The 19,193-nt window shown below is 48.2% G+C and carries 20 protein-coding genes, 1 pseudogene and 1 riboswitch; of the genes and pseudogenes, 9 read left to right on the top strand and 12 right to left on the bottom strand.

Features of this window, described 5'->3' with window-relative positions:
- Window positions 1-83 precede the first annotated feature (83 nt).
- Complete coding sequence (locus tag C161_RS05365) at window positions 84-272, bottom strand: hypothetical protein (RefSeq protein WP_017690840.1); 189 nt, start codon at window positions 270-272, stop codon at window positions 84-86.
- Window positions 273-671: 399 nt separating this feature from the next.
- On the opposite strand from C161_RS05365, the gene C161_RS05360 reads away from it, so the two are divergent.
- Window positions 672-947: a hypothetical protein gene (locus tag C161_RS05360; protein ID WP_036613189.1), complete on the top strand. Its 276-nt coding sequence runs from the start codon at window positions 672-674 to the stop codon at window positions 945-947.
- Between the two features lie 192 nt (window positions 948-1,139).
- Window positions 1,140-1,478, top strand: a complete 339-nt coding sequence (locus C161_RS05355; protein WP_036613192.1) for a DUF4870 domain-containing protein — start codon at window positions 1,140-1,142, stop codon at window positions 1,476-1,478.
- Between the two features lie 96 nt (window positions 1,479-1,574).
- Here C161_RS05355 and C161_RS05350 read toward each other — a convergent pair whose 3' ends face one another.
- The 3 genes from C161_RS05350 to C161_RS05340 all read right to left on the bottom strand — a co-directional run bounded on the left by C161_RS05350 (window position 1,575) and on the right by C161_RS05340 (window position 5,075).
- Window positions 1,575-2,501: a DUF418 domain-containing protein gene (locus tag C161_RS05350; RefSeq protein WP_235193739.1), complete on the bottom strand. Its 927-nt coding sequence runs from the start codon at window positions 2,499-2,501 to the stop codon at window positions 1,575-1,577.
- Window positions 2,502-3,124: 623 nt separating this feature from the next.
- Complete coding sequence (locus C161_RS05345) at window positions 3,125-4,486, bottom strand: nucleobase:cation symporter-2 family protein (RefSeq protein WP_036613194.1); 1,362 nt, start codon at window positions 4,484-4,486, stop codon at window positions 3,125-3,127.
- Between the two features lies 1 nt (window position 4,487).
- The gene (locus C161_RS05340; RefSeq protein ID WP_036613196.1) at window positions 4,488-5,075 is read right to left on the bottom strand and encodes a xanthine phosphoribosyltransferase; all 588 of its coding nucleotides are present in this window, start codon (window positions 5,073-5,075) and stop codon (window positions 4,488-4,490) included.
- Window positions 5,076-5,132: 57 nt separating this feature from the next.
- On the opposite strand from C161_RS05340, the gene C161_RS32915 reads away from it, so the two are divergent.
- Both C161_RS32915 and mscL read left to right on the top strand, forming a co-directional pair.
- The gene (locus tag C161_RS32915; RefSeq protein WP_157116037.1) at window positions 5,133-5,279 is read left to right on the top strand and encodes a hypothetical protein; all 147 of its coding nucleotides are present in this window, start codon (window positions 5,133-5,135) and stop codon (window positions 5,277-5,279) included.
- A gap of 96 nt (window positions 5,280-5,375) precedes the next feature.
- Window positions 5,376-5,475, bottom strand: a riboswitch (purine riboswitch).
- 271 nt (window positions 5,476-5,746) lie between these two features.
- Complete coding sequence (mscL, locus tag C161_RS05335; RefSeq protein ID WP_036613199.1) at window positions 5,747-6,241, top strand: large conductance mechanosensitive channel protein MscL; 495 nt, start codon at window positions 5,747-5,749, stop codon at window positions 6,239-6,241.
- A 239-nt stretch (window positions 6,242-6,480) separates the two neighbouring features.
- On the opposite strand, the gene C161_RS05330 is transcribed toward mscL, so the two are convergent.
- Complete coding sequence (locus tag C161_RS05330; protein WP_017690846.1) at window positions 6,481-6,783, bottom strand: hypothetical protein; 303 nt, start codon at window positions 6,781-6,783, stop codon at window positions 6,481-6,483.
- A gap of 79 nt (window positions 6,784-6,862) precedes the next feature.
- Between C161_RS05330 and C161_RS05325 the strand changes: the two genes are divergently transcribed.
- Entirely contained in the window at window positions 6,863-7,516 is a 654-nt protein-coding gene (locus tag C161_RS05325) for an NUDIX hydrolase (RefSeq protein WP_036668600.1), read from the top strand.
- Between the two features lie 269 nt (window positions 7,517-7,785).
- Here the strand turns inward: C161_RS05325 and C161_RS05320 are convergent, their stop codons facing one another.
- Together C161_RS05320 and C161_RS05315 are read right to left on the bottom strand one after the other, a co-directional pair.
- Window positions 7,786-8,592 (bottom strand): TrmB family transcriptional regulator, encoded by an 807-nt coding sequence (locus C161_RS05320; RefSeq protein WP_036668599.1) that lies wholly within the window; start codon window positions 8,590-8,592, stop codon window positions 7,786-7,788.
- 73 nt (window positions 8,593-8,665) lie between these two features.
- Window positions 8,666-9,481: a zinc ribbon domain-containing protein gene (locus C161_RS05315; RefSeq protein ID WP_036668598.1), complete on the bottom strand. Its 816-nt coding sequence runs from the start codon at window positions 9,479-9,481 to the stop codon at window positions 8,666-8,668.
- Between the two features lie 349 nt (window positions 9,482-9,830).
- On the opposite strand from C161_RS05315, the gene C161_RS05310 reads away from it, so the two are divergent.
- The 3 genes from C161_RS05310 (at window position 9,831) to C161_RS05300 (ending at window position 13,214) form a co-directional block, all read left to right on the top strand.
- Window positions 9,831-12,413, top strand: a complete 2,583-nt coding sequence (locus tag C161_RS05310) for a UvrD-helicase domain-containing protein (protein ID WP_036668597.1) — start codon at window positions 9,831-9,833, stop codon at window positions 12,411-12,413.
- Window positions 12,414-12,444: 31 nt separating this feature from the next.
- Window positions 12,445-12,750, top strand: coding sequence for a hypothetical protein (locus tag C161_RS05305; RefSeq protein WP_036668596.1), 306 nt, complete (start codon window positions 12,445-12,447; stop codon window positions 12,748-12,750).
- Between the two features lie 95 nt (window positions 12,751-12,845).
- Complete coding sequence (locus C161_RS05300) at window positions 12,846-13,214, top strand: hypothetical protein (protein ID WP_036668594.1); 369 nt, start codon at window positions 12,846-12,848, stop codon at window positions 13,212-13,214.
- Between the two features lie 90 nt (window positions 13,215-13,304).
- On the opposite strand, the gene C161_RS05295 is transcribed toward C161_RS05300, so the two are convergent.
- Window positions 13,305-14,375 (bottom strand): Gfo/Idh/MocA family protein, encoded by a 1,071-nt coding sequence (locus C161_RS05295; protein ID WP_036613216.1) that lies wholly within the window; start codon window positions 14,373-14,375, stop codon window positions 13,305-13,307.
- Between the two features lie 47 nt (window positions 14,376-14,422).
- Entirely contained in the window at window positions 14,423-14,899 is a 477-nt protein-coding gene (locus C161_RS05290) for a GNAT family N-acetyltransferase (RefSeq protein ID WP_036668593.1), read from the bottom strand.
- Window positions 14,900-15,148: 249 nt separating this feature from the next.
- Between C161_RS05290 and C161_RS05285 the strand changes: the two genes are divergently transcribed.
- Entirely contained in the window at window positions 15,149-16,219 is a 1,071-nt protein-coding gene (locus C161_RS05285; protein ID WP_036668592.1) for a copper amine oxidase N-terminal domain-containing protein, read from the top strand.
- Window positions 16,220-16,825: 606 nt separating this feature from the next.
- Here C161_RS05285 and C161_RS05280 read toward each other — a convergent pair.
- The 3 genes and pseudogenes from C161_RS05280 to C161_RS32565 all read right to left on the bottom strand — a co-directional run.
- Window positions 16,826-17,227 (bottom strand): RidA family protein, encoded by a 402-nt coding sequence (locus C161_RS05280; RefSeq protein ID WP_036668591.1) that lies wholly within the window; start codon window positions 17,225-17,227, stop codon window positions 16,826-16,828.
- 250 nt (window positions 17,228-17,477) lie between these two features.
- On the bottom strand, window positions 17,478-18,452 hold the full coding sequence (locus C161_RS05275) for a M15 family metallopeptidase (RefSeq protein WP_036668590.1): 975 nt from the start codon (window positions 18,450-18,452) through the stop codon (window positions 17,478-17,480).
- 407 nt (window positions 18,453-18,859) lie between these two features.
- Window positions 18,860-19,193: pseudogene (locus C161_RS32565) on the bottom strand (phosphoribosylglycinamide synthetase); the annotation flags it as partial.

Genomic DNA, 19,193 nt, shown 5'->3' with positions numbered 1-19,193 from the left:
AAAAAAACCGCCTTCCGGAGCTTAACGCCCGAGAGACGGTTCTATTCATTATCGGAACAGTATAATCAGAGTTGTGTGTTGTTTCAGGACACGGAAGAATCCATCTTGACAAGCTCATGCTCAACCACAGAAGTCAATTCTTCCTCATATCCACCCGTAATCCGGTATTTTCTCACGTACTCCTTCACGAATTTTTTTGGATCCTTAGGACGGAAAATCCGAGTCATTTCCCTCAAACTTTCTTTGACCTCATTGTGACCTTTCGTTGCCATTGTAATTCCCTCCCAAAACGTTGAAAGTGAATGCTCCGTTTAGAGAATGCCGAATAAGTCTTAAATGCCATCCATGAAGTTGTGTGCGCGGCTTAAAGCAAGCTTTAGGTCGGGAACCTCGCTAGAAAGCAAGTACCTGACACTATAAATACCCGATATGATTCGGAATGAATCATAATCTTATTGTAGCATATTCGGAAGTATCTTACGACTTGACGATTTCCTCTAATAAATATAACGGTTTTCATGCCCAAAAAGTTTAATTCCGAATCATATGTTAAGATTGCCACCATTCTATACGGAATTAATATATCCAGCATAACACCGAACTATTCGGGGGATATTATCACGGACAACCCATACAGTTAAATTACTGGTATCCAAAGGAGGCGTCGTCTCATGGACCGCAAAGAACAAGATATGCTGCCCCTTTCTCATGAAAAGGTGGAAGTAGACGGAGTTTACATCAATGAAGCCGGACGTGAGGAACATCTGCACCGGGGGCAACATTTCCCGGCCGATCCCGTTCTTGGCAAGTCGGAATGGAAACTGACCGAATATGCATATGATAATCATCACGAAGGAAGAACCGATGAGCGGTTGGTTCCCAAAGAAAACGACACCGATAAAATGGGCAAGATTACAAACCCTCGCAGACAGATCGAGGGCGGATAACGATTTCGTTTAAAGCAACGTTTAATCGTAAACGATAACAGGGGCAGAGTAAGCTGTACAATGGCTTGTTCTACCCCTGTTTTCTTTTTCCTATGTGTTGATCCCCATCCGTCACAGGCAAATAAATTCATCGGTTCAGTTCTGTCCACCTCTCTCATAACCTAGTTAAAAAGGTCAAAGGAGGCTGGACCGATGTCCCCCATGAAATCGTCTAGCGGTCTGGATGAAAATATTGCCGGCATGCTTTGTTATCTGTTTACCTTTGTAGGTGGGATTGTCTTTCTCGCTGTGGAGAAGCGGAGCCGGTTCGTGTTATTTCATGCGCTGCAATCTGTAACGGTCTTTGGCATCATTATGGTTGGGCATGTATTATCGGCTTTCCTTCCGTTGTTCGGACCACTGGTGGCATCGCTGTTATCCCTGCTTGGTGTAGTGGTCTGGCTTATTATGGTCGTTTCCAGCCTGCAGGGGAAATGGTTGAAGCTACCGTGGGTTGGCGATTTTGCAGAAAAACAGCTGCGTCATCTGTAACTTCAGGCAGAAGGTATACGTGTTCCAAAAAGAAAAGACGATCCATTTCCGTTCAACCGGATGTGGATCGTCTTTGATTATAACGAGGGAAACGAGTCAACCTCTCACCCCCGTATCATGAACACGTGGCTTAGAATGCTTTTTACGGATCGGAATGAAACTTAGATAAGTACCACATCTCCATACCCATTCCAGCGGCCCATACTGGAACCAGCGCATCCACAGATTACTCGCGATGACTTGTACAATAACCATGCCAATGCACACAAGGGTAGACACCGTATACGATACAGCAGCATCTGCAAATATGAGTTGGTATACCACCAACAAAATGATGGTCTGTGCAATATAATTGGTCAGGGCCATTCGTCCGAATGCATGCAGGGGACTTAACATTTTGGCAAAGGTCATGTTCTGGTTCAATCTCAGTAATGTACTTAGATAAAAGATGGATACCACCGGACCAATTGCCACACCGATATGTTCTAATTGAAAAGCAGCATCCATATTGGCTTGCTCAGCAACAGGCAGGCTCGCACCAATCACTTCGTATAGAAACGGACTCATCGCATCCGGAGGAGCAACCCACCACATGATACCGATCCCCACGATAGAAGCGATGAATGAAATGAACCAGATTCTGCCCAGATACGGAAGTCCTTTCTGGATCTTCTCCATCAGTTGATATTGACCTGCTGACAATCCCAGTATAATTAAAAAAGGAATCGTTAGCATTTTGACACCTATCGCGGCGGCTGCAATAAATCCCACCACACCGATCACCAAATTCACAGTTCGAGGTGCCCAATATAACGGAATGACAACCAACCCTATGATGGCATAAAGAAATAAAGCTTCTCCAGACTGATACTGTTGATGAATATATCCCAGCGCTAATAAAATAAGCATCCTGCGGATATAGAGAAACAGCTTGGTTTGACCTTTGGCAGCTGACCGGCTTAGAAAAAGATAAAATCCAAGGCCAAATAAAAAACAGAAGATATCGTAAAAACGTGCCTCCACCCAAAAATATAATGCTCGTTGGATCCAAAAATCTACACGAGTATCCGGCTTCAACATAACCCACAATGCCAATACATTTACGAATGGTAGGCCTATCAAGGAAAACCCTCGAAACAAATCCAGAAACTTCATTCGATCTTGTTTTGATACAGGTTGATAATTCATCGTTCCTCCCAGTGAAATTATTATTATGTAATCAAAAAGCGATTGGATCGCTTATCTCTTTGGTGTATATCCCCATGCATGATAACAGTCTATCCTTCATACAACATGGCTTGCCATCGAATTAGGTGAATAACTTCTTACATCCGGCATAAGGTCTTGTTCCTGTATTGTTCCTGTACAGCAGCACATTGGACGCTATGCTGATGATAAACAAAATAAAAAAAACACCGAAAACACGACTCTGCTGAGTCTGTATCTTCGGTGTTTCACATATAAAAGTGTCTCTTTCATTTATTCATGGGATTGAATATTCATAGCATAAACGATGTATGTCATAAACCATTCATGCTGTGTATCACCATGATTAACCTGATTCATTATTTATCTTGTGAATCGTCTATTTATAACAGTTAACATAACAATACTGCTGGATAATAATCCTAGCCTAATTCGGCTATTTAAGCTGACTTGCCCGTCTCTCCAAGGATGGCATCTGCCTGTTGTTCAGCCATCTTGGCAGCCGTTTCCTTGGTACCCAGACCATTAAACAGCAGGTTCATGAAGATCGCCGTGAAGCTGCCTGCAATGATACCATTACCGAGCATAATCTGAGCCCAGGCCGGTGCTCCTGCGAACAACTCAGGTACAACGGTAACCCCAAGCCCCATACCTACAGAACAAGCGATGACAAACAGATTCTCATGTCGGTTCAGATCAACCTGACTGCCGATAATTCGAATGCCTGATGATACCACCATGCCAAACAAGGCCACCATGGCTCCGCCAAGTACTGCCCCTGGAACGAGCTGTGCGAGGGCTGCAATTTTTGGTACAAATCCAATGACCACCAGGATTCCACCAGCCACCACAATGACATCACGTGTCTTCACACGTGTCATCTGTACCAGTCCTACATTTTGCGAATACGTTGTATACGGGAACGAGTTGAAAATACCACCTAACACAATGGCTAGACCCTCTGCGCGATAACCGCGCGCCAGATCCTTGGAGGACAGGTCCTTGTCCAGAATTTTGCCCAGAGCCATAAATACACCTGTGGACTCGGCCACACTGACAATCGCCACCAGAATCATCGTCAGGATCGGTACAATCTCAAATGTCGGTCTGCCGAAGTAAAACGGCTGAACAACGTGGAACCAACTTGCATCGCGGATAGGAGCAAAATTAACCTCGCCCATAAACCCTGCCGCAATCGTACCTACAAGCAGACCAATCAATACTGAGATGGAACGGATAAAACCGGTTGTAAAACGAGTCATTAGAATGATAAAGAGCAGCACGCCGAAGCCGAGCATGAGATTAACTCCGCTGCCAAAATCTTCTGATCCCTGACCGCCGCCCAGATCGTGGAAAGCAACGGGAATCAAGGTTAAACCGATGATCGTAACCACCGAACCCGTAACCACTGGTGGAAAGAGCCGAATAAGCTTCCCAAAGATTCCGGAGAAGATCAATACGAACAGCCCTGAGGCAATAATCGCTCCGTAAATGGCAGATACTCCACTGTTCATCCCGATTAGGATCATCGGAGACACAGCCTGAAATGCACAGCCAAGCATGACAGGCAGCCCTACGCCGAAATATTTATTTCCCCATACCTGAAGCAGTGTAGCCACACCACATGCGAGCAAGTCAATGGCAATGAGATAGGTTAGTTGTTCCTGTGTAAAACCCAATGCGTTACTGACGATCAATGGAACGACAACAGCTCCTGCATACATCGCAAGCACATGCTGTAGTCCGAGGGAGAACGTTTTGATTGGATGCCGATGCCGTTGAAAGATACGTTCGCGTGCCATATTAGTTCGTGCCCTCCTCGTCCGCAAATGTAACCTGTCCATCCGACAGTGCCCCGATGCGAACCAATGATTCCACACGGTATCCTGCTTCTTTCAGCAAGCGACCTCCCGGCTGGAATGCTTTTTCAATCACAATACCGATACCCACCACTTCAGCTCCAACCTGCTCCACAATGCGAGCCAGACCAAATGCTGCTTCGCCATTCGCCAGAAAATCATCAATGATCAGCACGCGATCACCAGGCTTCATGAACTTCTTGGCAACGGTAATTTCATTGGTCTCCTGCTTCGTGAAGGAGTAGACCTTCTCTACCAGAATGTCTTCCGTCAGTGTGAGGGACTTCTGCTTCCGTGCAAAGATCAGCGGCACGTTCAGCTCCAACGCAGTCATGATACCTGGGGCGATCCCTGACGACTCAATTGTCAGCACACGTGTGATATTCTCACCTTCAAAGCGGCGAATGAATTCTTTACCTACTTCCTTCATCAGAACCGGGTCCATCTGGTGGTTCAGGAATGAATCCACTTTGAGTACTTGCTCGGACAGGACAATGCCTTCCTGTCTTACCTTGTCTTTTAACAATTGCATTGTAATTCTTCCCCCTGAATGCCCTCCGCACAGAAGCTCACATGCTCTTCCAATCGCATGGTAAAAAAGCAAAAAGCCCGCCTTTTCACACGCTGCGGAATAACCGGAGACGGGAAAGACGGACTTGTACGTATATGGACAAGCCGTATGGATGCTGCAAGTGTGCTGGATGGACAGAATGACAGGAGTTCAATCCTGCTCTGAGAAACCTCAAACAGTGTAATCGGAAACAGATAAAAGCCACTTGAACCTGCTCTTCAGTCAAACTGTCTGAGAATGATCTCATGCCAACCATACAAAACATTGCAACATCTTTCCCGTAGTCCGATCATTCCGGTGATCAGGTAGAGACATGCAGGCCTATTCCTGCACATATACGAGTAACGGCATATTTAATTTTTTGGCTCCATGATTCGTTACAATGTATGATCGCGAACCTGAATGTAAAAGGTTAAACATAACTGACAATGTTAGAAGTATACCGAATCGACGCCGTGAAATAAAGAAGTATTTTCATGGAAGTTGCGGAAACTTGTCTTAATTTGCAAACAGGGGGTGATAGGAATCTATTTTTTATGTACAATATGAGAACGGAAGCGCGGATCTGAACGGAGAATGGATGGAAACGCGGTCTATATTTTGAATTGAATGATCAAAGGAGATATGCAAACATGAAAGGCGTACTTAACGAATTCAAGGAATTTGCCGTCCGCGGCAACGTCATCGATCTGGCGGTCGGTGTCATTATTGGGGCTGCTTTTGGTAAAATCGTCACGTCCCTCGTGAATGATATCATCATGCCACCGGTGGGAAAACTGATGGGTGGAATCGACTTCAGTCAGAAAATCATCAACCTGGACCGGGATATCAAAACAGCAAACGGACAGGACATCACCACACTCGCTCAAGCCAACGAAGCTGGGGCTACCGTGATTGCTTATGGTCAGTTCATCAACGTCATGATTGATTTTCTTATCGTTGCGTTCTGTATCTTCATGCTTGTGAAGGGCATCAACTATCTGAAAAGCAAAGAACACAAAAAGCCCGAGCCGCAAAAAACGACCAAGGCTTGCAAGTATTGCCTATCGGAAATTCCAGCCGCAGCTACCCGCTGCTCGCACTGTACTTCAGAGCTCGAAGCTGAAGGCACCGGCGCTCTAGCATAATTACAATGAACGTTTAAAGACGCACCGAGTTGAATTACGGATAAATCCTGATGCGGGGGACAACCTCTTACTTGCTAGGGTTTATGTATGAAAAGCTAGCCATATGGGCTTCATTAACTATGGGTTGCGTAGCTTAAAGGTTTGAAGGTTCCACCATAAAGGTGGGGCCTTTTTTGTGCCTATCATACATGTATTACATATGCTCCCCCATGAATTTCATTCGCGGCCATGCTCATGAATTAGAAGCGGCGTGGCAGCAAATGCTCCAGGATCGACTTCAGATCTTTATCTTCTTTGTAAACTTCTTCCCCAGTATCAAGCTCTGTCACACGAATATATTCAAAGTTTGCCGAAGCATCCACTGGCTTGAACAACAACTGTGCCTCATCTTCCAAACGTACATTAAATCCCATATCCTTAAACATGCTGCTTAACTGACTGTTAGCCGGTTCCTGACCTTGCCCTACAAATATAAGTCCTCTAAGACTTTTACGTTCCTGAGGTTGCGGATAAATCACCTGAAAGTGTACAATGCATTCCATACGATGGTTCCCCTTTCGTTTAAAACATACTTTGTGAAATTTTGAACTTTAAAATCTGCTATATAAGGAGATACGTTTCATGACCCCAGAACGTTTCGACATTTATGACGATCAGCAAAATTGGATCGGCACTTCACTACGCAGCGAGGTCCATGCCAAAGGATATTGGCACCGTTCATTCCACTGCTGGATCGTGCGTGACGAAGGCGAGCAGCGACGGGTTCTTTTTCAGCGGCGGCGTGATATTAAGGATACCTTTCCCGGATGTTATGACATTACAGCAGCAGGTCATCTCACAGCAGGTGAACAACTGCAAGACGCCAGTCGTGAGCTGGAGGAAGAACTGGGTGTTTATACTCCATTCGAGGCACTAACCTATCTACTCACGGCCACACAGCAGCTCCAAGGAGAGGTGCGTGGCGTCCCATTCATAGATCGGGAATTCAGCGCCGTCTATGGACTATGTCTGAACCAGCCGCTCGAAGCCTACGTTCTGCAGCCCAGCGAGGTGGATAGCCTGTATGAAGTGCCGCTGGATGATCTACTCGCTATGTTCCGTGGCGAGATCGACGTCATCCAAGCTACTGGAGTTCAGACCCACCCGTCTAGTGATCATGCAGCTGATGAACCGGAACGTATCGTTCGCGAGATTCGGGCAACGGAATTTGTACCCCATGGCACAGCTTATTATACGGACGTGCTCGAAGCTCTGTATCACGTGCCCAAAGACTGATCATGTACAATCCTGTTTAACCCGATCCCGTTCAATCGAATGTTCATAGCTTCATTTTCTCAAAAATAGCATAACTTCATACCTTTACTATCGACTTGACTGGAAACAGATGCTGTGACGAACATCACTGTCATATCTCAAATCAACACAAACAGGCGTCTGCCTCGGGGCAGCGCCTGCTTTATGTACACACATATTCATTTCATCAAAGAAAGATATCCTACGCTGGCGTGTTCACTTCATCAGAAGTGGTTAAGTCGCCGATCTGCTTAGTTCTTGTCATCCTCTCCTGAAGGTGAAGACCAGTAACGTGCAGAGAGTTCTTCGTACCGGTGCCCATATCGAGACTCCAGTTCCTCACCCATATCCTGTTCCAGTTCGTACAACACCAACTCTTGAGCAAAATGATTCAGCAGTAGCCCGGTCATTACCGGATGCTCTGTCACCACTGCTTGTGTGGCACATGATTCACCGCGCATGCCCAGCATGCACCAGCGGCGATCCACCACCAGGGAAAATTTCCGACCATTACCTGTGCCATACAAAGGCAAGCCCGGCAAAGGAACAGGCTGATCGAGCATGCCTTCGCCGCCATCACACGACCATAACAGCCGCACACCGCGAGCTTCAGCCTGCTGTAAGTCATTACGTAGCAGCTCTGCCTCTTCACGCCAAACGTCTACGACAATCTCATGCTGAGCCTCAGCCAATTCACGGCTCAGATTCTCAAACACATTTTTGTCACCTTCAATGTTATAGAAGACAGGCTTCTCCGGTTCACTCTTGGGCATGCTGCTTTGGACATAATCCAGAGAGGTACGCATTTGATCAGAGATCATGCGTGTCATCTCCTCAGGCTTCAGCACACTATACTTCGCTGGCTCCCCCGGACTACACCGCAAGAACCCACGCTGTTCCAGCCGTTGCAGGGTCGCATATACATTGGAACGGGACACGCCCAGCCGCTTCGCAACCTCATATCCTGAGGCTGATCCCTGACGAGCGAGTTCCACCATAATTTTAGATTCCATCTCGGTAAACCCAAGATGACGCAAATGATGCAGCAGTTGGTCCATATTCCCGTCCCCCCATGCTGTCAGCAACCCGCGCTGCCTCACACTGATGCGGCAGAGCTTCTACTGCATCAGATCAGATCTGTTCGGCACCACATCGCGGGCACCATTTTGAACCTTTGGGCAGCTCAGCTGCACAAATCTGACAATTCACCATTTCGCGTGAAACTTCGGTCTGTACGTCCACCGTGTTCACGATCGGGTTATTTTCTTTCCAGTAGCGGATGCGTTCGTCCAGCTCCTGCTGACGCTCACGTTCCCGTTGCATCTCTTCATCTCTGCGACGTTCCCATTCCGCATCGAACGCTTCCTTTTCTTCTTGGGTAAATTCCGTACTGTTATATTCCGATTCTGTCTCCAGATCCGCTATGGACGGAATGACCGTGTGATACGGCTCATCTTCCTCCAGTTCCAATTCAGGTGGCGCATCGTAGAAGTCCGGCTCTGGAGTTGGGGTCTGAGTTACAGCTGCCTCCTGTCTCGCGGCTGTGGTCGCTCCTGCAACTCCTGCTGCTGCTACTTTAGGCGCTGCTGTCTTGAGTTCACCCAACTTGCGTCCGCATTTAGGGCAGAAGTTGGCATCCAGGGAAGCGACGTGTCCACACTCGCACAACCGTTCGTTCTTGAGTTGTGCAATCTTGTTGCGCAGACCATCAATCTCGTCCTGCAATTCGTCGCAGAGCTGCGACAGATCCACCATCTCTTTTTCCGCACGCGTCATATCCTGTGCCCGATAACCCTCATAGAAGATGCGACCCATATCTGTAAAATGGACTTCCTGTTCCTGTTGCAAGCCCACAATCTGGTTGTTCAGTTTCCCAATCTCAACGGCGTGTTGGGCACGCTCTGTTGCTTTGTTCGCTCCGTCTTTGATGCGCTGAAGCAGTTTCATGACCATTCCTCCTCTGTCCCGTCAAAACCAATATTATCATTTCTATTTAGTAGTAAATTAGCATATTACATCTTTCATGCAAAATGCTCAGGCATATAACTTATACGATATCATGCCAAAAAGTTGCGTAATCTCGTGCAGGTGCCCGTTTTATACCGATACTGGATGAAATCGGGGGCTTTCGTCAAGACCATATGTTCGGGTATAATGAAGCTTTGACCATACTTAACCGCCTGATTAGGCGACTAACTCTATCATACCAATTTACAATGCGATTGTGAAAAGGGCAAATGGTTTACTTTTAGCCGGGATAGTCCTATCCCTGAATGCATACAGAGGTGGATGAAACATGTTAAGTCCGAACTCAACGTTCTACCCCCGTCCGCTCGGGGTTACCCCGGCGGCGTCCCTGCCCCAGTCCCCGTCTGCTCCGCTGGAGACCAGTCGGCAACTCGTGGGCAATGATCAACAGGATGCCTTTTATTTTCGCTCGCTGGAAGAGGCAGGCATCAAGTTAAACGCACCACAAATCTCGGCAGTCCGTCACGGCAGAGGACCTATTCTGACGCTCGCCGGAGCCGGTTGTGGCAAAACAACTGTACTGGCTGCAAGAGCCGGCTACCTCATAGAGGTCAGCGGCGTACATGCAGGCAGTATCCTGCTGGTGACGTTCACGAACAAAGCCGCCACCGAGATGAAAGACCGGATCGCCGCATTGCCAGGCATACGCCCGGCAGCCGCGAGAGCCGTACAGGCTCGCACCTTTCACTCTTTTGCGCTGACATTATTGCGTCATTACGGTGTGCAGGAAGAGATCTTTGGCGAGTCGCGAGCCCAGCATACGGTGCTGAAGATGCTTCTTCGCCAAAATGGCATGAGTGAAGCCTTCCAGCCTGAAAGTCTGCTGGCTATGCTGTCCGCATGGAAGATGCAAGGATCGGAAACAACCGACCTGCCTGAAAAATCGCAGGAAGAACGCGATGCCAAACGTGTTCTGCTTGGTTACGAAGCCTGGAAGCAGGATCGCGGCAAAATGGATTTTGATGATATTTTACTACGGGCAGCCTCGCTGCTTCGTGATCCTGCTGTTCTGGGGCCGCTTCAGAAGCGTTTCCAGTACATTATGGTGGATGAGTTCCAGGATACCAACCATCTGCAGTATGAAATTGTGCAAAAACTGGCTTCCGCTCACCGCAATCTGATGGTTGTGGGAGACGACGACCAGACGATCTATACCTTTAATGGCGCACGCCAGGAATCGATTTTGGAATTCGATAAAGTATACCCCGGTGCACGTATTGTGACGCTGGATATCAATTATCGTAGTGATGCACGCATTCTGGGACTCGGAAGTGAACTGGTCGCTCGCAATAAACGCAGACGTGACAAACGGCTACGTGCCGCTGGAAACCGTGGAGATGCGCCTCGCTTCGCTACACCTTCCAATGCAGAGGAAGAAGCGGCGTGGGTTGTAAACCAGCTGTGCCAGCAGGTTGAAGAAGGACAACACACCTATCGCGATATTGCGATTCTTCACCGGACAGCAAGCAGCAGCCGGGCTGTATTCGAGCAGCTTGTGTTGAAAGATGTGCCTTTTGTACAGCATGGTGCTTCTCCGGTGTTCTATGACCAGTCTCTCATCAGACCCCTGATGGATCATCTGCGTCTGTCCCTTGACCCACGAGCCATGGATGCTCTTCCAAGTGCACTGGGTCCGCTCTACGTCTCACGCGATGCGGGTCTGGAATGGATACAGCGTTGTGAACAACAACAGGCGAAGAAATATCCGCTCATCCATCTGGTGAAATGGGAAAAGCTGAAACCATTTCAGCAGGAACAGGTCAAAGAACGCATCAAACTGATCAAATCACTGCACAAACTAAAACCCATCATCGCCATTCAAGAGATGCGCAGGCAGTTCTACGACAAGTATATGGAAAGTGGTGATCCCAGCATCTTCACCCATTATAAGGAAACGATGCTGGAAACTCTGGATGAATTCGAAGCTGCTGTCAAAAAATTCGAAACGGTAGAAGAGTTCATCCAATTCGCGGATGAGCTGTCCCGCAGACACCGTGAGATGGAATCTTTGCGTCGTGCGCAGGATAGTGACGCGGTACAGCTGATGACGATCCACCGGGCCAAAGGATTGGAGTTCCCTTGTGTGTACTGGATTGGAGCCAGTGAAGGCATTGTGCCTCACAGTACAGCACTTCGCCAGGATATTCCCGAGGATCAGAAAGCTGCGCTTGCTATGCAGCAGACAGATGCCGAACTGGACATGGCGCTGGAGGAAGAACGCAGGCTCGCCTACGTTGCCATCACACGGGCCAAGCAGTACTTGTATGTCACCTCACCGGCGAGCCATCACGGAAAACCAGCGGATGTGTCCCGTTTCCTGCTTGAAGCCTTCGGCATGGAAGTACCGGACAAACGCAAACCTCGTGAGGAGAGCCGGACGAGCAGTCAGGCTTCATATGCTAAAGGCAACGGACAGTATGCCCGCTCGTCCGGCTCAGGTGCCCGTTCAGAAGGTCGGGATGCGGCACAGCGTCGTGCCATCAGCCACAGTGACCGTCGTGACTACGAGGTCCACAACGAACGTGATGAGGATCGCCTCGGTGAACGACGTGGCAGTGGGGAGATTCGCAACCATAAGGCGTTCAGCACTCCGGGTGTGAGTCCGACCGCTGCGAGTTCCTCCAGTTCGCAGTCGTACACTTCAGGTTCAGGTAATGCTGAGCGTACGGAGACCGTTGCGATCTGGAAATGCAGTTCGTCCACCTGCAAAGCGTGGCTAAGACAGAAACCGGCTGTACCTTCAAAAGCAACCAAGAAGGTATCATCGGGTCCACCTGCCTGCCCTCTATGTTCAGGATCGATGGAGGCCGGTACTCGCCAGGTTCCTGTAACGGGGAGATTTGGGAAATAACTCAAAGGAAGAGGTCCCTTAGGAGTTAGCGATGATTATTAAAGAGCGGATTCAAGAAAGATTCGACACCCTACAGGAATTGTACGATATGTGGTTTACCGAAAATCCGGCTTATATCGCTCCCAAAGAAAAACTTTTTCCACAATCACATATTGAGAGACTTAGAACCATTACTTATCTATTGGATAAAGGGTTCATCGTCGTTAATCCCGTTAAAGATGAACCATCACTCGTGTCAGTCAGTATTACAGTAGATGGAATTGATTTTTTTGAACAAAGTCGATTAGAAGGTAAAGGTAATGGCTGGTCATATGTGACTGAACATGTGGATGAGTAAATAACACACGAGCATAGTAGCTCGTTTCAGGGCGCTTTTTGCTGTTTATTAACAGTAGAAGCGTCTTTTTTCCATTTCAGAATGGGGGTTGGAATATGCAGGACGGCAAACAACATCTGTATGTATCGGTAACACATAATCTTATTGAGCAAACAAAGAACGAATCTACACCCTTTGAGGTGTTGGTGGATGACGAACAGTTGGGCCGATTGAAAGATCTGATGAAGGTGCTGGAGGATGACGATGCCTATACATTGCAACGGGCGCCAGTACCCTACAAATCGGCAGACCATGATGAGGCAACGGAGCAGTTTTCGGATGGCATGACCTTGCTGTACACCTTTCTGTATGACCACGGCACGCCGGATACCCGGCAGGCAATTGAAACCATGAACGTGCTTCCAAGGCTGCAGGATACGGATTATGATGACCCTGGATACGAGAATTCACCACTGAATAAATGACCTGATGCCAAAAAGCATGCGTAACCGCAGATCACGCGGAAGACGCATGCTTTTTAATATGCCGAAGGACAACTGCCATGTAAAATGAACTCAATCCAGACGAATCTCCTGCCCTTTCTCAGCGGATTCGTAGATTCCGCACAACATGCGCGTGGAAGCCACACCATCCGCAATTGGGCTGATCGGCTCTGTACCATTCAGGCAGCAATCCACAAAGTGGTCAATCTGGTTCTGGAATGCACTATGAATATGGAGACCCGTATTGTCCGTCTGGGGTTCAATATTCAGGATGGTGTTATTTTTCTCCGTGACGATCAGTGTCTCCGGCTCCAGTTCGAACCCACCACGCTCGCCGTATAATTTCACCGAAGATTCATCTCCGCGTGCATGCAGGGTAAAGCTCACATCCACCGCCAGCGAAGCCCCGTTTTCAAACCGAATGAGCGCATTCGCCATATCTTCTACGTCATTCACAGCTGCGCTGTAGTCGGCTGCTTTGTAAAAAGAAAGATGTTCAATATGGGCACGATTGCCCAACTTCCGATACGTATTACCACTGACCGTAACAGGTTTCGGCCTGCCCATGAGGTACCAACATTGGTCGATAATATGTACGCCCAGGTCAATCAGAGGGCCGCCGCCGGAACGGCTTTTGTCAGCAAACCAACCGCCCGGATTGCCGTGTCGCCGTAGAATGGAAGCTTTGGCATAATACAGTTCACCAAACTCCCCGGCATCAATGAATCTGCGCATCATCTGCATATTGTTATCATAACGCCGCACAAAACCAACGATAAACGTACGTCCACTCTTCTTCACCGCTTCTTCAATCCGCAGTGCATCTTCCACATTGGTTGCGACCGGTTTCTCCAGCAACACATGCTTGCCTGCCTCCAATGCAGCAATGGCAAATTCCGCATGTGTATTATTCCAGGTACAGATACTGACAGCATCCACATGCGGGTCCTCCAGCATCTCCCGATAATCGGTGTACACGGATTGAGCATCATACTTCTGTGCCGCAGCTTTAGCCCGTTCTTCGTTCAGATCGCAGATCGCATAGATGACGGCATCCTCGTTTTTGGCATAACACCTCATATGAAGATCCGAGATTGATCCTGTACCGATCATTCCGATGTGCAACATTTGTTTCGTGCTCATCATCGTCCTCCCTTCCTTTTCCACAGCTTCCACAACATCATTATTGTCTAGTCTGCCCGCAGCATACCTTCGTAAATACCCGGCGTTGAATTTTCAATCTTCACTGCACCCAGCGTCCGGGCATAGAAATCCACAGGTCCCGCTGATCCGATAATCGCATACCCGTAACCGTCCGCCTTCATCGCATGCATACAGGCCAGTAACAAGGCTGTGCCTACACCTTTGCCTCGTGCATCCTGGCTCACACCGGTCGGTCCGAAGAAGTTGCGACATGTCGCTTCGTAACAGGCAAATCCAATCATTTTCCCATGCTCAACCGCAATATAACAGGACACCGGCTGACGCGCAAAAGCGACATCACATTCATCTACCCAAGCCTGACTAAAATGTGACCTCACCCAATCCAGTACAAGCTGTTTCTCTGGGGCAATGGCTCTTCGAATCACAATGGAGGATTCCTCCAGCATTCTCAGTCCACTCTCTTGCTCCGGTAAACGATAGAGCGCTACCAACATATCACTCATCTAATCCGTTCCTCCTCGTACTTGAATGTGAAATAGGACAAAGGTTTGGCCACTTACCTGAAATTAACCTGATCCTGCTGCGGATAACCTGCAATACAAGCGATATTTCTAATTTAAACTAACCTACCGCTTACATTCATTGCATTTCAACTGCAACACTTAGACGATTTGTCCCGTCTATTAACTTGAAGCGCGGCCCTAAGGAAGATTTTACCGCGTCAGTACACAGATTAGAAGGGATGAATATTGATGAACAACAACATGAAAAAAGTAAGTGCACTGATGGCCCTATCCATGGTATTGGGTGGTGGAGCCGCTTATGCAGCAACACTGGACAACACACAACCAGTCCATCAAACATCCGTTTCAGCAGATAGTAACGCAGCGAGTGTAGTAAACGTATCCGTGAATGGTGCATCCATCTCTGATGGTTATTGGAACAAAGATGGCAAAGTAGCCATGATCCCGCTGCGTGATCTTACCGACGCACTGGGTATTGAACTGGAATGGAATAAAGAAACTAAAACTGCAGAGCTGACTCGTGGTGCTCTTTGGACACAGGTAATCACAGGCAAGGATCAATATTCCGTGAATAAAATGTCGCTCACGCTGGGTACAGCGCCCGAAATCACAGGCGGCAAATTGTATGTACCGGTTTCTTTTGCTGAGAAAGCACTGCATGGACAAGTGAACACAACCGGAAATCAGGTGACTATCTCCAGTGAAGAGGACGTGAAGACGGTTACTGAGCGTGGTGTCATTACCAGAATCTCGAACCAAGATAAATATCAGTCCATCCAGATTGGCGGTGCAGGTACGGATGGTATTGTGCTCAATCTGAGCGATGAGACAAAATTCATCTCAGTTGAGGGAAAAGAGATTGCACTGACTGATCTGGCCATTGGCATGAACGTGGAAGCTGAGCATTCCCTGATCACCACCCGCAGTCTGCCACCACAAACGCCGACCTATACAGTCACTGTGTTGGATGCGGCTACAGCATCTGAGGCACAACCTAAAGAGCTTCTGGGTACAGCGGGTACAATTGAAAATGTAACATCAGCTGAAGGTAGCATCTCACAGATTGAGATTACAGGTACACGGTTAACAGAAACCGCTCCTGACCATGTCGTGCTGAACATTGCTAAAGACACGTTGCTCGTGAACCACGAAGGTGAGACGGTGAAAGCTGAAGAACTGACCAAAGGCGCTAAAGTCATTGGGTTCTACAGCCCTGTGTTGACGCGTAGCCTGCCTCCAATCGGAACAGCTTGGAAAGTGGTTGTTGAAACACCTGCAGCAGAACTGGAAGCGAAATAATACGATTGGAAAAACGTCTGGCTGAAACACATGTTATATGTTGTTGCAGACGACCGTGTGCATCGCTTAGCGCGGGGTCATGAGTGTGGAGCATCATAATGACCAGCCATCCGCATGTAGCTCCTGACGCGCGGTGTAATGAGTTTGGCGCATCAAGAACTCAGCCGTGCGGCCAGGCGGCGAAGTCAATTCAAAATAACCTTATCCGCTTGTCTTTTGACAGGCATGGATAAGGTTGTTTTTTTGTTTTGGTTTTGGTTTTTTAGAGTGTGTCTACAAACTGCTTCAAACCGAAGGGTATCTGAAACTTGTCCGGAGCAGACACGTGCGATGTGCACTGCATACGAAATACATTGCTTACCGAATGTAAGAGCAAGCGGAGTTAACGCTAAGGAATCTGAGGCATCTTATTCAAGGATTTGAAGTACCCGCAGAAATCTAAGGAATCTCAGGCACGCTAATTTGAATTAATAGCTGTTTATAGCATTTTTATCAGAGGAATTTGGGAAATAACGTGTCTGAAGTTCTTTACATTTTAGCTAGAGGACCTTATGGCCAAATAAGACGTCCTGTGTTCCTTAGATATCTTCTGGATAACCGTCAGAATCAATCGGCTTGGGTTTCATCTTCAACGATCGCTTCCACTTCAATCTCAACCATCAACAAGGGATCAATGAGTGCGCTAACTTCAACCATGGTAGCTACAGGCTGGATCTGTCCAAAAAATTCACCGTGCGCCTTGCCAACTTCCTCCCATCTGGAGATATCGGTCACAAACATCCGGGTTCTCACCACATGCGACATGTCAGCCCCCAGTTCTTTCAGTGCATTCTCGATCGTCTGCAAAACGAACCTTGTCTGTGCATACGGATCACCTGCCCCAACAACTACACCATCTTGCATCGCGGTTGTACCCGCCACTTCGATTCGTTTCCCTACACGGATTGCACGGCAATATCCCACCAACGGTTCCCATGGGGAGCCCGTAAAAACCTGCTGTCTGCTCATTCTCTCGTCCCTCGCTTTGGTTGTATTTGTCTCTTCAGATTAAACATAAATTATATCAGTCCCCCATCATCTCGGACAATGGAATCAAGTTTAATTCTATCTTAAATCCATTAACATTTTTGCACAGAAAAAAATCCCCTGAATGACTGCCCATTGGTTAGATCAAGGACGGTTCATTCGGGGATTTATGAGAATTAGGATTTTTGAGAATTAGTATTAGTATCTTTTCTTTAAGGATGAAACATCCAAATTACAACTTGATATTAGCCTCATCGAAGTATTCTTCCAGAGTTAACCCACTCTTCGCCACATCCGGTGCCAAATCTGTACCGATGTACCGGATATGCCAAGGCTCATAGACGTAACCTGTGGTATCTTCTTCACCTTGCAGATAACGGATGACATATCCGTATTCTGCAGCATGTTCAGCCAACCACTGGCCTTCCTTCGATGTGCCAAATACCTCTTCCAGCACATTGCCCACACTCGGACTCGATACATCGATGGCAAGACCCGTCTGATGTTCGCTTCGGCCTGGCACAGAACTCACACGATCTGTGTATTCTTGACCTTTGGTTTTGACATTATTGTTATAGATGGATACCTGACGCTGATATGAACGATAACCGGACACCGCACGAAGCTCAATGCCATCCGCTTTTGCACCTGCAAACAACTTCTCCAGCGCCTCCGCAGCTTCCTTGCGCATATGCCGCTTCTCGTGTGGTTCGTCGAAGGAGAACGGTACATTCGGCTCTACCAGATCGTCCGGCTCGTAACCGTCAGGCAGACTCCGTTGTTTGTTCACAATGACGGTCATAGACTCGGCATTGGTCACCACAGATTGTGCATCAATCGTCGTTTGCAGTGCGCTGATACTGCGTTTCTCCAGCAATGGATCTTCCCCTGTCGCGCCATTACCATTGTCCGAAGAGCCCTGCCCTTCGCCCGCTGAAGCATTCCCAGACTCGCTATCCGTGCCTTCACCGCTGTTGCCAGAAGATGATGTGTCATCCCCGCCAGCATTGTCGCCATCCGTTCCTTTATCCTCCGTAAAATGAACCGTTGTGCCGTCCGTCTCCTGTTGCGTGTTACCTGTTCCATTCGGATTCTGGCTCTCCTCTGTGCCTGAACCGTTCTGGCACGCGGCAAGCAATGCTCCGCATATCATCAATGAGGACAGCATAACCACCATGCGGCGCTGTCTTCCTGTAGTTGATTTCATGTAAAAACTCCTATCGCAATAATATAAATGTTATATAGTTCTCAGCGTGCAATGTTCCCTGCGACAGTATACCTTAATTGGGAGCGAAGCTCCACCGGTAAAGACCTCCTTTAGAAGAGATCCGAATGAACATATACGGGCTGTACAGCCTGTATGATCGTTTTTTGGACTTTTAGAGCAACATCCCCGTGCTGTACACAATAGAATTGAAATGGGAATATACCTTCATATATCCAATATGCAAAAAATTGATTATACCCAGATGCACTTTACTAATGAGCATTAGCATTGTTGGATAAAGACAAAATTCATCTTGTACCGGGAAATGAATTAAATCAAATAATGCAACATGCTGCAATAAAAACAAGCAGGGGTGATCTGAGATCCCCCCCGCTCTGATGGGTGCATCATTTGGTTGCCGGGCTGTCCGTCTTCTTCTGGACAGCCTGCCACATCCGCGCGGCTACACGCTCGCGGATCAAATCCAGCCCTGCGGTGGCCGGCACGCCCGGCAGCAGCGCCGTCAGCTCCGACAAGGCCGGCGGCTTGCCCGGCTGCGCGAGGCGCACCTCAACGGCGCCAAAGCCCGGCCCCGGCTGGTGCATGGCGCCGTCCGCGGCGGCCTCGGCGATCCACTCGCCGACGGCAGCGCCGCCTTCGCCGCCCCGCACTTGCGGGCGGCCAGCCGTTTCCGCTGCGCGGCCGGGGCCGCTGGGATCATGGGCGAGTTCCTCCGCCCAT

The sequence above is a fragment of the Paenibacillus sp. FSL R5-192 genome (assembly GCF_000517845.1).
Classification (GTDB): Bacteria; Bacillota; Bacilli; order Paenibacillales; family Paenibacillaceae; genus Paenibacillus; species Paenibacillus amylolyticus.
The sequence above is the reverse complement of the archived record's forward strand: the minus strand, read 5'-3'. Positions and strand labels throughout refer to the sequence as shown.

Bases quoted from the DNA above. Each gene is read 5' to 3' on its own strand.
- C161_RS05345 (WP_036613194.1), bottom strand. From the start codon at position 4,486: ATGGCACGCGAACGTATCTTTCAACGGCATCGGCATCCAATCAAAACG.
- C161_RS05360 (WP_036613189.1), top strand. From the start codon at position 672: ATGGACCGCAAAGAACAAGATATGCTGCCCCTTTCTCATGAAAAGGTG.
- C161_RS05320 (WP_036668599.1), bottom strand. From the start codon at position 8,592: ATGGACCAACTGCTGCATCATTTGCGTCATCTTGGGTTTACCGAGATG.
- C161_RS05340 (WP_036613196.1), bottom strand. From the start codon at position 5,075: ATGCAATTGTTAAAAGACAAGGTAAGACAGGAAGGCATTGTCCTGTCC.
- C161_RS05275 (WP_036668590.1), bottom strand. From the start codon at position 18,452: ATGAAATCAACTACAGGAAGACAGCGCCGCATGGTGGTTATGCTGTCC.
- C161_RS05280 (WP_036668591.1), bottom strand. From the start codon at position 17,227: ATGAGCAGACAGCAGGTTTTTACGGGCTCCCCATGGGAACCGTTGGTG.
- C161_RS05315 (WP_036668598.1), bottom strand. From the start codon at position 9,481: ATGAAACTGCTTCAGCGCATCAAAGACGGAGCGAACAAAGCAACAGAG.
- C161_RS05305 (WP_036668596.1), top strand. From the start codon at position 12,445: ATGATTATTAAAGAGCGGATTCAAGAAAGATTCGACACCCTACAGGAA.
- C161_RS05330 (WP_017690846.1), bottom strand. From the start codon at position 6,783: ATGGAATGCATTGTACACTTTCAGGTGATTTATCCGCAACCTCAGGAA.
- C161_RS05295 (WP_036613216.1), bottom strand. From the start codon at position 14,375: ATGAGCACGAAACAAATGTTGCACATCGGAATGATCGGTACAGGATCA.
- C161_RS05355 (WP_036613192.1), top strand. From the start codon at position 1,140: ATGTCCCCCATGAAATCGTCTAGCGGTCTGGATGAAAATATTGCCGGC.
- C161_RS05325 (WP_036668600.1), top strand. From the start codon at position 6,863: ATGACCCCAGAACGTTTCGACATTTATGACGATCAGCAAAATTGGATC.
- C161_RS05290 (WP_036668593.1), bottom strand. From the start codon at position 14,899: ATGAGTGATATGTTGGTAGCGCTCTATCGTTTACCGGAGCAAGAGAGT.
- C161_RS32915 (WP_157116037.1), top strand. From the start codon at position 5,133: ATGGTAAAAAAGCAAAAAGCCCGCCTTTTCACACGCTGCGGAATAACC.
- mscL (WP_036613199.1), top strand. From the start codon at position 5,747: ATGAAAGGCGTACTTAACGAATTCAAGGAATTTGCCGTCCGCGGCAAC.
- C161_RS05310 (WP_036668597.1), top strand. From the start codon at position 9,831: ATGTTAAGTCCGAACTCAACGTTCTACCCCCGTCCGCTCGGGGTTACC.
- C161_RS05300 (WP_036668594.1), top strand. From the start codon at position 12,846: ATGCAGGACGGCAAACAACATCTGTATGTATCGGTAACACATAATCTT.
- C161_RS05285 (WP_036668592.1), top strand. From the start codon at position 15,149: ATGAACAACAACATGAAAAAAGTAAGTGCACTGATGGCCCTATCCATG.
- C161_RS05365 (WP_017690840.1), bottom strand. From the start codon at position 272: ATGGCAACGAAAGGTCACAATGAGGTCAAAGAAAGTTTGAGGGAAATG.